At 36.1% G+C, this 12,949-nt stretch carries 14 protein-coding genes; 13 read left to right on the top strand and 1 reads right to left on the bottom strand.

Translation table 11 applies throughout. From position 1 onward, the window contains the following. Positions 1-14: 14 nt before the first annotated feature. The 10 genes from groES (at position 15) to AAA071_RS02160 (ending at position 9,982) form a co-directional block, all read left to right on the top strand. Positions 15-296 carry a co-chaperone GroES gene (gene groES / locus AAA071_RS02205; protein WP_004696047.1) on the top strand — a complete coding sequence of 94 codons (282 nt, stop codon included), beginning with the start codon at positions 15-17 and terminating at the stop codon, positions 294-296. 112 nt (positions 297-408) lie between these two features. Further along, positions 409-2,034 carry a chaperonin GroEL gene (groL, locus tag AAA071_RS02200; RefSeq protein ID WP_195213187.1) on the top strand — a complete coding sequence of 542 codons (1,626 nt, stop codon included), beginning with the start codon at positions 409-411 and terminating at the stop codon, positions 2,032-2,034. Positions 2,035-2,366: 332 nt separating this feature from the next. Continuing rightward, positions 2,367-2,783: a DoxX family protein gene (locus tag AAA071_RS02195; RefSeq protein ID WP_004696040.1), complete on the top strand. Its 417-nt coding sequence runs from the start codon at positions 2,367-2,369 to the stop codon at positions 2,781-2,783. A gap of 63 nt (positions 2,784-2,846) precedes the next feature. Then, positions 2,847-4,103, top strand: coding sequence for a diaminopimelate decarboxylase family protein (locus tag AAA071_RS02190; protein ID WP_195213188.1), 1,257 nt, complete (start codon positions 2,847-2,849; stop codon positions 4,101-4,103). Between the two features lie 294 nt (positions 4,104-4,397). Next, positions 4,398-5,141 carry a Fe-S cluster assembly ATPase SufC gene (gene sufC / locus AAA071_RS02185; RefSeq protein ID WP_004696035.1) on the top strand — a complete coding sequence of 248 codons (744 nt, stop codon included), beginning with the start codon at positions 4,398-4,400 and terminating at the stop codon, positions 5,139-5,141. Positions 5,142-5,149: 8 nt separating this feature from the next. Further along, positions 5,150-6,559 (top strand): Fe-S cluster assembly protein SufB, encoded by a 1,410-nt coding sequence (gene sufB, locus AAA071_RS02180; protein WP_004696034.1) that lies wholly within the window; start codon positions 5,150-5,152, stop codon positions 6,557-6,559. Positions 6,560-6,568: 9 nt separating this feature from the next. Beyond that, on the top strand, positions 6,569-7,615 hold the full coding sequence (locus tag AAA071_RS02175) for a SufB/SufD family protein (protein WP_195213189.1): 1,047 nt from the start codon (positions 6,569-6,571) through the stop codon (positions 7,613-7,615). 12 nt (positions 7,616-7,627) lie between these two features. Further along, the gene (locus AAA071_RS02170; RefSeq protein ID WP_195213190.1) at positions 7,628-8,857 is read left to right on the top strand and encodes a SufS family cysteine desulfurase; all 1,230 of its coding nucleotides are present in this window, start codon (positions 7,628-7,630) and stop codon (positions 8,855-8,857) included. A gap of 14 nt (positions 8,858-8,871) precedes the next feature. Then, complete coding sequence (gene sufU / locus AAA071_RS02165) at positions 8,872-9,297, top strand: Fe-S cluster assembly sulfur transfer protein SufU (protein ID WP_195213191.1); 426 nt, start codon at positions 8,872-8,874, stop codon at positions 9,295-9,297. A gap of 1 nt (position 9,298) precedes the next feature. Then, positions 9,299-9,982, top strand: a complete 684-nt coding sequence (locus AAA071_RS02160) for an HAD hydrolase-like protein (RefSeq protein ID WP_012864448.1) — start codon at positions 9,299-9,301, stop codon at positions 9,980-9,982. An 80-nt stretch (positions 9,983-10,062) separates the two neighbouring features. Here the strand turns inward: AAA071_RS02160 and AAA071_RS02155 are convergent, their stop codons facing one another. Next, complete coding sequence (locus AAA071_RS02155) at positions 10,063-10,569, bottom strand: S-adenosylmethionine decarboxylase family protein (RefSeq protein WP_004696023.1); 507 nt, start codon at positions 10,567-10,569, stop codon at positions 10,063-10,065. A gap of 213 nt (positions 10,570-10,782) precedes the next feature. Between AAA071_RS02155 and AAA071_RS02150 the strand changes: the two genes are divergently transcribed. Genes AAA071_RS02150 through AAA071_RS02140 form a run of 3 tightly spaced genes read left to right on the top strand, consistent with a single transcriptional unit; the run spans position 10,783 to position 12,879 of the window. Next, positions 10,783-11,262 (top strand): CtsR family transcriptional regulator, encoded by a 480-nt coding sequence (locus tag AAA071_RS02150; RefSeq protein ID WP_004696020.1) that lies wholly within the window; start codon positions 10,783-10,785, stop codon positions 11,260-11,262. Between the two features lie 6 nt (positions 11,263-11,268). Further along, positions 11,269-11,808, top strand: a complete 540-nt coding sequence (locus AAA071_RS02145) for a UvrB/UvrC motif-containing protein (RefSeq protein ID WP_012864447.1) — start codon at positions 11,269-11,271, stop codon at positions 11,806-11,808. A gap of 9 nt (positions 11,809-11,817) precedes the next feature. Further along, positions 11,818-12,879 (top strand): protein arginine kinase, encoded by a 1,062-nt coding sequence (locus AAA071_RS02140; RefSeq protein WP_195213192.1) that lies wholly within the window; start codon positions 11,818-11,820, stop codon positions 12,877-12,879. The last annotated feature ends 70 nt before the right edge of the window (positions 12,880-12,949 follow it).

Raw genomic sequence — 12,949 nt, 5'->3', positions numbered from 1 at the left:
AGGAGTGACATTATATGTTAAAACCATTAGCTGACCGCGTTCTTATCCGTCTAGAAGCAAAAGAAGAAAAAACTAAAAGTGGTATCTTCCTTCCTGATACAGCTAAAGAAAAGCCTCAAGAAGGTGTAGTTGTAGCTGTAGGTGCTGGTAAAGTATATGACAATGGTCAACGTGTAGCTCCAGAAGTTAAAGTTGGCGACACTGTTATGTTTGCAAAATATGCTGGTAGCGAATTAGAAATCGATGGCGCTACTCATTTGATTATTAGCGAACGCGATATTTTAGCAGTATTATAATCGCTGATTTATAGTCTATATGACTATAAAAACTGATGATACATTCTATATTGCCTAAAGGCACATATATTTCGTTACATTGGATAGTGTTACTATTTAGGAGGTAATACATATGGCAAAAGAAATCTTGTTTAATGAAGAAGCTCGTCGCGCTTTAGGCCGTGGCGTCGATCAATTAGCAAATGCTGTAAAAGTTACATTAGGTCCAAAAGGTCGTAATGTTGTGTTGGATAAAAAATTTGGTTCCCCAACAATTACAAATGATGGTGTAACCATTGCTCGCGATATTGAACTTCCAGATCCATTTGAAAACATGGGTGCTCAATTAGTAAAAGAAGTTGCTACTAAAACTAACGACGTAGCAGGTGATGGTACTACTACCGCAACAGTATTGGCGCAAGCTATGATTCAAGAAGGTATGCGCAATGTAGCAGCCGGTGCAAACCCAATGATTTTGAAAAAAGGCATTGAAACAGCAGTAAAAACTTTAGTTGAAGAAATCAAAAAACGCTCTATTAAAGTTTCTGGTAAAGCTGAAATTGCTCAAGTTGCAAGTGTATCTGCTGCTGACGAAGAAATCGGTGGTTTGATTGCTGAAGCTATGGAAAAGGTTGGTAATGACGGTGTTATTACTGTTGAAGAATCCAAAGGTTTGCAAACTGCATTAAATGTAGTAGAAGGTATGCAATTTGATCGTGGTTACATTTCCCCTTATATGGTAACTGACCCTGATCGTATGGAAGCCGTTATGGATAACCCATATATCTTGATCACTGATCGTAAAATCAGTGCTATCGCAGATATGTTGCCAACACTTGAAAAAGTAGTAAAAGTAGGCAAAGAACTTCTTATTATCGCTGAAGATGTAGAAGGGGAAGCGTTGGCTACATTAGTAGTAAACCGTTTGCGTGGTACATTCAAAGCTGTAGCTGTTAAAGCTCCTGGCTTCGGTGATCGTCGTAAAGCTATGCTTGAAGATATTGCTATCTTAACTGGCGGTACGGTAATCACTGAAGATATGGGCCGTAAGCTTGATTCTGTAGAACTTGAAGATCTTGGTACAGCTCGTCAAGTTCGCATCACTAAAGATGAAACTACAATCATTGATGGCGCAGGTGATAAAGATGTAATTACTAAACGCGTTAACCAAATCCGTGTACAAGTTGAAGAAACTACTTCTGATTTCGACCGTGAAAAATTACAAGAACGTCTAGCTAAATTGTCCGGTGGTGTTGCAGTTATCGAAGTAGGTGCTGCTACAGAAGTTGAAATGAAAGATAAGAAACTTCGCATTGAAGACGCATTGAACGCAACCCGTGCAGCTGTCGAAGAAGGTATCGTAGCTGGTGGTGGTACTACATTCATCGATATCATCCCTGCATTGAATACATTGAAAGCTACTGGTGATGTTCAAACTGGTATTAACCTTGTAAAACGCGCTGTAGAAGAACCACTTCGTCAAATTGCATACAACGCTGGTCTCGAAGGTTCTGTAGTAGTAGAAAAAGTTAAAAATACTGAAGCTGGTGTAGGTTTCAATGCCTTGACTGAAGAATACATCGATATGGTTAAAGCTGGTATTGTTGACCCTGCAAAAGTTACTCGTTCTGCCCTTCAAAATGCCGCATCTATCGCATCTCTTGTATTAACTACTGAAACAATCGTAGCTGATAAGGTAGATGAAAATGCAGCAGTTCCTGCAATGCCTCCAATGGGTGGTATGGGCGGTATGATGTAATCAGCTGCTTAGAATTAATTTTATAAGAAATATAATAATCCTAATGAATTGTGAATTACATTTTTTCATATTCATTAGGATTATTTTTTACTGATAAATTAATCTATTGTAAGGGTGTAATATTTTAAATTTCAAATTTCAAAAAAACTATGATTGTATTTAAGCTGACTATATTATGTTGATTACATCGATAAAATTGATTTTGTATACAATGTATGATATAATTCTATAGAATTTAATAGTGAGTCTTATTGACATAGTTATTCTCTAATAGTATAATTAATGTATCGAATTTATTCGATTTGCTATATTTGAATTGAAAGAAGGACACTATGTTGAACTTTATTTTTAAAAGTAAACCTAATTATGTAAACTTTGGCTTATTGATTTATCGCCTTGCATTGGGCATTTCCATGTTTTATCATGGTTATTTAAAATGGCTTAGCGGAGCTGAAGGGCTCTACAAAGTAGGGACTATGTTAGCACCTTTAGGTGTATCCGGTGGTTATGAGATGCTAGGCACTATGGCAGCACTTGCAGAAATGATTGGTGGTATTCTCATTGCAGTAGGATTATTTACACGTATTGGTGCTATTCTAGTTGTAGGTACTTTAGCAACTGCGACTATTGTGAGTTTGAATGGTAGTTTCTTTAGCTGGGACTACCCATCTCAATTAGGGTTTGGTGCACTTATGTTATTCTTTGCTGGTGCTGGTCGCTTTAGTTTAGATAAAGCTTTATTTAAATAATTAGGAAATTAGAATAAAAGACTCATCGGCTGATGAGTCTTTTATTTATGTAGAAAGGTTATCATGAACAAAAAAACAGTTCCATTCACGTCAGAACAATTAGAAAATATTATTGCTCAGTATCCAACTCCATTCCATATTTATGATGAAGAAGGAATTATTGAGAATATGAAATCTTTCATCAATGCATTCTCTTGGAATAAGGGATTCAAGCAATATTTTGCAGTTAAAGCAACTCCAAATCCATATATCATGCGTTTATTACAAAAACTTGGAGTTGGTGCAGATTGCTCTTCCTTAGCGGAATTAATTTTATGTGAAAAGGTGGGTATTACGGGACATGATATTATGTTCACATCTAATGACACACCATATGTGGAGTATAAAAAAGCACTTGAAATGGGTGCAATCATCAATCTTGATGATATTACGCATATAGAATATTTAGAAAATAATCACGGCTCTTTGCCAGATACATTCTGCGTGCGTTATAATCCGGGTTCTTTAAAAGAAGGGGGCAATACAATTATTGGCCTTCCTGAAGAAGCTAAATATGGTATGACACGCGAACAAATATTTGAAGCGTACAAACAATTACAAGCTAAAGGTGTAAAACACTTTGGTATTCATACAATGGTTGTTTCTAACGAACTTGATATTGACGGTTTAGTTGGTACAGCAGAGCTTTGCTTTAATCTTGCTGTAGATATTAAGAAAGAACTTGGTATCACTGTTGAATTTATTGATTTAGGTGGAGGTGTAGGTGTAGCTTATAAACCAGAACAAACACCAGTAGACTTCCGCGTATTAAGCAAGGGTGTAGAAGAAGCGTATAATCGGATTTTAGTAGCTAATGGACTTAATGATGTAGCATTGGCTTATGAATGTGGGCGTATGGTAACAGGTCCATTTGGTTACCTTGTTTCTACTGCTATTCATAAAAAAGATATTTATCGTCATTACATCGGTTTAGATGCTTGTATGGCAAATCTTATGCGTCCGGCGTTGTATGGCTCTTATCATCACATTACCGTAATGGGGAAAGAAAATGCTCCCAAGGATCATATATATGATGTAACAGGCTCCTTATGTGAAAATAATGATAAATTTGCTATTCAACGAGAGCTGCCAAAAATTGATATTGGAGATCGTGTCATCATTCACGATGCTGGTGCACATGGACATTCTATGGGTTTCAATTATAATGGTAAATTACGTTCTGCAGAGTTATTGCTACATAAAGATGGCTCTGTTACACAAATTCGTCGTGCTGAAACATATGATGATTTATTTGGAACTCTTGATTTTTCAAACCTATAATTTAATATTGAGAATCGAATAGGATGAGAACTAATATTAATAAAAACCTATCAATATATGTAATACTTGATATTCTTTTAATTCCTGTATATTTTAGTAGGAATATCTTGCTATCATTTAGATAAGAATGTATAATGAGTATAGATTGTTATGCACATACTTGCTAAGTTGGCGAGAATTACGGCGGTATTCACGTTAGTGCGTACCGCCTTTTTATATGTGTCAGTATATACATTTTATATATAACGAGTGTATGTTTCTTATGGTTACATACAAATAAAAGGAGTGAACATTTTGGCTGAATTACTTCAGATAAAAGATTTAAAGGTATCTGTTGAAGAGAAACAAATCTTGAAAGGTATTGATTTAACAATTAATAAAGGTGAAATTCATGTTGTGATGGGGACAAATGGTGCTGGTAAATCTACACTTGCTAATGCAATCATGGGTAACTCTACATATACAGTAGATAGTGGTTCTATCATTTTTGATGGTAAGGATATTACGGAAGATGCAGTAAACGATCGTGCAAAAGCGGGTATTTTTATGTCCTTCCAAAATCCAATTTCTATTCCTGGTATTACTGTAGAAAACTTCATTCGTACAGCTAAATCCACAATTACTGGTGAAAATGTACGTGCATTATCTTTCAAAAAAGAATTGAAAGAAAAAATGGATGAATTGTCCTTTGATTTATCTTATGCGCAACGTTATGTAAATGAAGGCTTCTCTGGTGGTGAACGCAAGAAGAATGAAATTCTTCAAATGTCCATTTTGAATCCTAAATTGGCTATTCTTGATGAAACTGATTCTGGCCTTGACGTAGATGCGGTTCGTATCGTATCTGAAGGTGTACAACGTTTCCATAACGAAGAAAATGCTGTATTAATCATTACTCATCATAACCAAATCTTGCAAAAACTAAAACCAGACTATGTTCATGTGTTGATCAATGGCAAGATTGTTAAAACTGGTGATGCTTCTCTTGTACGTGAAATCGAAGAAAAAGGTTATGACGCATACAAAGCATTAGCATAGGAGGCATAATGGAAGAAAGAAAGAAAACCCAAGTCGCGGATATGGACCGTGGCGTCTATGATATAAAGAACGAATTTGAATATTCTTATATCTCTGATGCCGGTTTAACAGAAGATATTATCCGTGAGATTTGGTCTAATAAAAATGAACCAGAATGGATGCTCGATTTCCGTTTAAAATCTTTGGAAATCTATAATCGTATGGGCATTCCAAATTGGATTCCTGATATCTCAGGCTTGGATATGGCAAATATTCATACGTATGTTAAGCCTAAAGTAGATATGAAAGAAAACTGGGATGAAGTTCCAGAAGAAATTAAAAGTACTTTTGACCGCTTAGGTATTCCAGAAGCGGAAAAAACATCTCTAGCTGGTGTTGGTGCTCAATATGATTCTGAGGTTGTTTACCACAGTATTCAAGAAGATCTTGTTAAGCAAGGTGTTATCTATACTGATATCGAAACAGCATTACATGAGCATGAAGAAATCGTAAAAAAATACTGGATGACATTAATTCCGCCTACAGACCATAAATGGGCTGCCCTTCATGGTGCCGTTTGGTCTGGTGGTTCCTTCGTATACGTTCCTGCAGGTGTACAAGTAGAGATTCCATTGCAATCTTATTTCCGTTTGAATGCACCAGGTGCTGGTCAGTTTGAACATACGATGATTATCGTAGAAGAAGGGGCTAAATTGCACTTTATCGAAGGTTGTTCTGCTCCTAAGTATGATGTGTCTAACCTTCATGCAGGCGCTGTTGAACTGTTCGTTAAAGATAATGCTACATTGCGTTATTCTACAATTGAAAACTGGTCTAAAAACATGTACAACCTTAACACAAAACGTTGTGTAGTAGGTAAAAATGGCACAATTGAGTGGGTATCTGGTTCCTTTGGCTCCAAAGTTTCTTGTTTGTATCCAATGAGTATTCTCAACGGTGAAGGTGCACATGCTGAATTTACAGGTGTAACATTCGCTGGTGAAGGACAATTCCTCGATACAGGCTGTAAAGTGGTACATAATGCACCATATACAACAAGTAATGTAAACTCTAAATCCATTTCTAAATCCGGTGGCGCTGCAATTTATCGTGGCCTTTTGAAGATTGGCCCTAAAGCTGAACATTCCAAAGCAACCGTTTCTTGTGAATCCTTGATGCTTGATGCTGAGTCTCAATCTGATACAATCCCAGCTATTATCGTAGAAAATGACAATGTGGATTTAGGTCATGAAGCTAAAATCGGTCGTATTTCCGACGAGGCAATTTTCTATCTTATGACTCGTGGTATTAGTGAAGAAGAAGCTCGTGCGATGCTTGTTCGTGGCTTTGTAGAGCCAATATCTAAAGAATTGCCACTTGAATATGCAGTAGAAATGAATAATCTAATCAATCTTGAATTAGAAGGTTCTATCGGTTAAGGAGGAATTATGAGCGAATTACTATTTAATGAACTCCCTAGACCGACATTCAGATGGTTGCGCGTTAATCATACTGTAAGCTCTCTAGCTGGAGAAGATACAGCGGTACAATCCATCGCTGTGGAAGCGAATAAAGATATACTTTCACCATTACCTGTTGGTACAGCATTACTAGATGGTAATTATGAAGGTGCTAATAAAGAAGCTGTTCAAGTATTAGTTGAAAAAGCGGAAGGCTATGCTATCAATGTGCCTCCTAAGGCGAAAGAAGTTGTAGGCATCCGCATTGATGCTAATGCTCGTGTGGCAAACCGTTTCCAATTTATCGTTGGTGAAGGTGCTGAGCTAGAAGTACAATTCTATGTAACTGGTTCTGGCGATGCATTGACAAATGTTAGCTATTTAAACGAATACGATGTGAAAGAAGCTGGTAAGGTTGTAGTAAAAAAGGTAAATCTTTTGCCTGAACATGTACAACATATCGAGCATCGATACACTAAATTAGAAGAAAAAGCAGATGTAGAATACATCAATATTGAAATTGGTGGCAGTGAAAACATCTTGAATTACTATCATGATTTAGTAGGTCAAGAATCCCGTATGGTTCATGACATTGCTTATCTTGGTAATAAAGAGCAAAAATTTGATATTTCTATGGTTATGAGTCATGGTGGTAAAAAATCATTTAGTGATATTCATACCTTAGGTGCTCTTAGTGGCAATTCTAAAAAATCCTTCAGAGGGACCCTTGATTTTCTTAATGGAGCAACAGCTTCTGAAGGTGCGGAAGAAGATACTTGCTTATTGTTAGATCCAACTGTAAAATCTGTTTCGTTACCACTTTTATTGTGTAAAGAAGATAATGTAGTTGGTAATCATGCAGCAAGTGCAGGCCAAATTGATCATAATAAATTGTTCTATATCATGAGCCGTGGCTTTAGTGAGGTAGAGGCAAAACATATCATTGTTGAATCTATGATTCGACCTATTATTGATCGCATTGGTGATGAAACGATTGAAGAAGCAGCGTTAGCAGCTGTACGTAATAAAATTTAAAGAGGCGTTTTTATGAGACCAATTGCAGAAGCATACAAAGACTTTCCTATATTACATAAAGAGCATAATGGGCATCGTGTTATCTATTTAGATAGCGGTGCTACTGCTCAAATTCCACAGTCCGTAATTGACCGTGTTGTGGAACATATGACACAACGTAATGGTAACCCACATCGTGGTTCTCATATTTTAGCCATTGAAGCATCTGAAGACTATGAAAATGCACGGGATCGCGTAGTTGAATTTATCAATGCTCGTGAACGCGAAGAGGTTATATTTACACGTAATAGTACGGAGTCAATGAACTTGATTGCCCACAGCTATGGCCTTCATAATGTGAAAAAAGGTGACAAGATTGTCATTACTGTTGCTGAACATCATGCGAATCTTGTAACATGGCAATATGTGGCAGAACAGACGGGGGCAACCTTAGAATACATGTATCTTGATGAACATGGGCACTTAAAAGATGGTGAAATCAATAAAATTGATGAAAAGACTAAAATTGTTGCTTTCGCTCATGTTAGTAACGTGCTTGGTATGGAATTCCCAGTAAAAGAATTAACTGAGAAGGCTCACTCTGTAGGTGCTATTGTTGTTCTAGACGGTGCTCAATCTACACCTCATAAAAAAATTGACGTACAAGCATTGGATTGCGATTTCTTCGTATTCTCTGGCCATAAAATGTGTGCATCTCAAGGGATTGGTGTACTATACGGTAAACGTGATTTATTAGAAACTATGCCTCCATTCCTATTGGGTGGCGATATGATTGAGTATGTAAAAGAACAAACTGCTACATTCAATGAGCTTCCATATAAGTTTGAGGCAGGTACTCCAAATGCTGATGGTGCTGTTTCCTTGCATGCAGCTATTGATTATTTGGAATCCTTTGGAATGGATGCTATAGAAGCCTATGAAGAGGAGTTAGTAGCTTATATTCTTCCTAAGATTGTTGAATTGCCACATGTCCATGTTATTGGTTCTCAAAATCCTAAGGAAAAACATGGCGTTATTGCGTTCACTGTAGATGAGGTACATCCTCATGACGTAGCTACGATTTTGGATTCTAAGGGAATCTGCGTTCGTTCCGGTCACCATTGTGCACAACCATTAGGTGCGTTCTACAATGTATCTGCATCTACTCGTTTAAGTATGTACTTATACACTCGCAAGGAAGATTTAGACGCATTCCTTGAAGTATTAAAGACTGTTCGTTCAGTAATGGGTTTTAAAGATTAGGAGAGTTACCACTAATGGAAATGGATCAATTATATACGGAACTTATTTTGGAACATAACCAAGATAAACGTAATAAGCATGAATTATCTGAATTTACAAATTCTGAACATGGACATAACCCTAGTTGTGGTGATGATCTAACATTACAACTCAATGTAGTAGATGGTATCATTAAAGATGCTGCATATACAGGTTCTGGTTGTGCTATTAGCCAAGCATCTGCATCTATGATGATTGATATCATTAAAGGCAAATCTGTTGAAGAAGCGCTTCGTTTGGTAGAAATTTTCTTAGGTATGATTAAAAAAGAAATTACCGATGAAAATGAGTTAGAAGAATTGGAAGATGCTATGGCATTAAAAAATATTTCTAATATGCCAGCACGTGTGAAATGTGCAGTTCTTGCATGGCATACATTGAAAGAGGCTTTAAAGAAATAATATGAAGAAAACGATATTATTTGATTTAGATGGAACCTTAACTGACTCTCAAGAAGGTATTCTTAAAAGCATTAAATTTGCATTGGAACATTTCGGTTATACTGTACCTGATGAAGAAACATTACAATTGTTCTTAGGACCACCATTGGTAGATGCTTTCCAAGAATATTGTGGTTTGACCTTTGAGCAAGCGGAAGAAACATACTTTAAATTCCGTGAACGTTATGGTACCATTGGTAAATTTGAAAATAAAGTATATCCGAATATTGTAGACTTATTGGCTAAATGCAAAACTGAACAATATACTATAGCTGTAGCTACTGCAAAACCAGAGCATTATGCTAAAGATATTCTTGATCACTTTGAATTGACACCATACTTTGATGTTATTGTTGGTGCTAATTACGAAGCGGGATTGTTACACAAAAAAGAAATTCTTGAAAAAGCTCTCACGCTATGTGGTAACCCATTAACTGATGAAAATGGTCGTCGATTGACATTCATGGTTGGAGATCGTAAGTACGATGTAGAAGCAGCTAATGAACTTGGCTGTATCTCCATCGGTGTTACCTATGGTTACGGTACAGAATCTGAGTTAAAAGAAGCGGATGCTGAATATATCTGTGATGATGTTGATGAAATTGCTGATGTTCTCAATCTTGAAGAAATGATGGTTCGTAGATAAGCTATATAAATAGAATTACATATCAACCCAAATAAAAAGCTAGAGGAAATCCTCTAGCTTTTTTGCATTTTCATTTTATGTTATTTTTTTAGGCCACTCTTTTTAGCTAATGTTTTGATAACCTTAGCACTTTGTTTTTTCAACTTGCCTCCTGTTTGTTTGAGTTGGATACGTGTACGAGAAACACGACCAAGTGTAGTAATCTTAGTTTTGCGACGTGGCTTCATATCACGTTCGTTACCAAAGTCGCCACGTTGCACACTTGTTGCCTTTACTTTTTCAGCTCTAAAAGATTTACGTAAGGCTTTCATAATTAACGTAAGCGGTAATGTTTGCTCGAAGGAATACAAATCAACTGCTACATAACCAAGTGCAGGATATGTGTGCAATGTAAAGTGAAAACCTGGTGCGACAGAAAGAAGGGCGATTTCCTCATCCATAACCTGACAACTGATTTCATCTACATCAAGTTCAGCTAAGTCAAATGCGGTTGCTACACTTTCCTGTACAGCTGTAGCGGATGAAATTGCGTCTTCATCGCAGGAATATAAATCAATTAACAGTTCTTGTCCTAATGCTTCTGCCATAACAACACCTTCCTTCAGAAAATAATATCTCATTTATTATACATAGATTTAAGCATTAAGTCCAATTATATGAGAATACATTAAAAGTCAAACGTTATTTTTATGAAATTTGACTTTTATGTTGACTAAGGTTAAAAAGTCAAATATAATAAAGTTATGCTAAAGAACAAATAGTCAAAACTATAGTAAATAAACTTTAAAGGGGTGTTTTTTATGAGTATGATAGCTGATAAAATAGAAAAATTTATATTAGACCGTATGCGTGAAGAACAAGAAAAGCTAATTTTAAAGCGTAATGAATTGGCTGATGAATTAGATTGTGCGCCATCCCAAATTAGTTACGTGTTAAGTACGCGTTTTTCTAATGAGCGCGGTTTTGATGTTGAGTCAAGACGTGGCTTGGGTGGATATATTCGAATCAAAAAAATTAACCCAGAAAGTTCAGATTCTTTACCTGCTGTTACAACTTATCGGATTTATGAAGGTCCAAATACGGTAGAACGATTAATTGATATGCGAGATGTAGATCAATCATTATTTCAATTATTACAATCTGAAAAGATTACCCGTCGTGAAGCTCAATTGATGCATAATTCTTTTGCTACATTAATTGAAAATGTAGACGTAGAAGAACGTAATGATGCTGTTCGTCAATTATATGCATCAATGGTGGACACTTTACGGAAGGAGTGATGATTTGTGTTATGTGATCATTGCCATAAAAATGAAGCTACTATCCATATGACTAATATCATAAATAATCAAAAGACTGAGCAACATCTTTGCAGTGCTTGTGCCACCGAGTTACAACAAGCTGGGAAATTATCTCCTTATAGTTCTTTTATGAATGATATGTGGGATAATAACTTTTTTACTAATGATTTTTTTAAGAATATGGTGTATCCAGATAACTTATTAAAAGCTCATCAATCTAAGAGATGCCCTCAGTGTGGTATTACTTATGATGAATTCAATCGGGTAGGTAAGTTTGGCTGTGGTCAATGTTATGAGACTTTTAATAGTGAAATAAATCCATTATTAGAACGAATACAAGGTAGTTCTGAGTATGAAGGGGCTATACCTAGTCGTGGTACTAATGTATTTAAAGCAAAGTATGAAGTAAAGCAATTGCGCCGTCAATTAGATACAGCTATTCAAGCTGAAAACTTTGAAGAAGCCGCAATTTTAAGAGATAAAATTAAAAATCTAGAAGTTATCATCGATGGTGATAACGAATAGGAGGTTCTTATGTTAGATACTATATTGGACTCTCCGCTAAGTCAGTGGCTGTGTCAGGATACAGAGGCGACTGACCACATTGTAATTTCAAGTCGTATACGATTGGCGAGAAATTTTGATGATATATTGTTTACGAATCGTGAAGATATAGTTTCCTTAGAAAAAGTGAATACAATCTCTCGAGGCCTATTGCCAATATTAAAAAAGGCTGATGAGCATCAATATACAAATATTAGCCTTGAGCAATTAAGTCAACGTGAACGTGCTGTCTTAGTTGAAAAACATTTAATGAGTCCTGCTTTAGAGGAACAATTACCGTATCGTAATTTGATCGTATCTGATGATGCTTCTATCGCAATTATGATAAATGAAGAAGATCATTTACGTATTCAATCTATGGCTTCAGGACTTAAATTGCAACAAGCTTATAATCATGCAGTTCAAATTGATAAAGCTATCGAAGCAAAATACCCTTATGCCTTTGATGAGCGATTTGGTTATTTAACTGCTTGCCCCACTAATGTGGGTACAGGTTTACGGGCCTCTGTTATGTTACACTTACCCGCATTGACGTTATCTGGTCGTATTACGAGACTCATTCGTAACATAATACAATTAGGTTACTCTGTACGAGGTTTGTATGGGGAAGGTTCCGAAGCTTTAGGTTGTATTTACCAGATTTCTAATCAACGAACGATGGGGATTAGTGAAGAAGCAACTATTGAGCAATTGATTAAAATCGTAGAAGGAATTATTGCAGAAGAACGAAAGTCCCGGCAATCTTTATTACACAATGATAAAGAAGGTTTGGAAGATATACTTTGGCGATCCTATGGAGTTTTACAATATGCACGACGTGTAAGCGGTAAAGAGGCACTTAGTAAGCTTAGTGATATTCAATTAGGTGTAGATTTAGAAATATTACCATTCTGGGGTAAAGATACTTTTAATGAGCTTGTTGCTATAACTAGACCAAACTTCCTCTCTAAATACTTAGGTAGTGAAAATTTGACAGATACCGATCGCGACAGCTATCGTGCAAAGGTGATACGTCAAAAAATTTCAAATTAATATAAGTACATAAATAATTAATGCATGATTATTTATTTTGTATAGATTGATTTATATAATTTTCTTAGTT

It is taken from the genome of Veillonella parvula, assembly GCF_040097785.1.
Taxonomy (GTDB): Bacteria; Bacillota; Negativicutes; order Veillonellales; family Veillonellaceae; genus Veillonella; species Veillonella parvula_D.
Note: the sequence above shows the minus strand (reverse complement) of the source record. Positions and strands in the feature narration are given on the sequence as shown.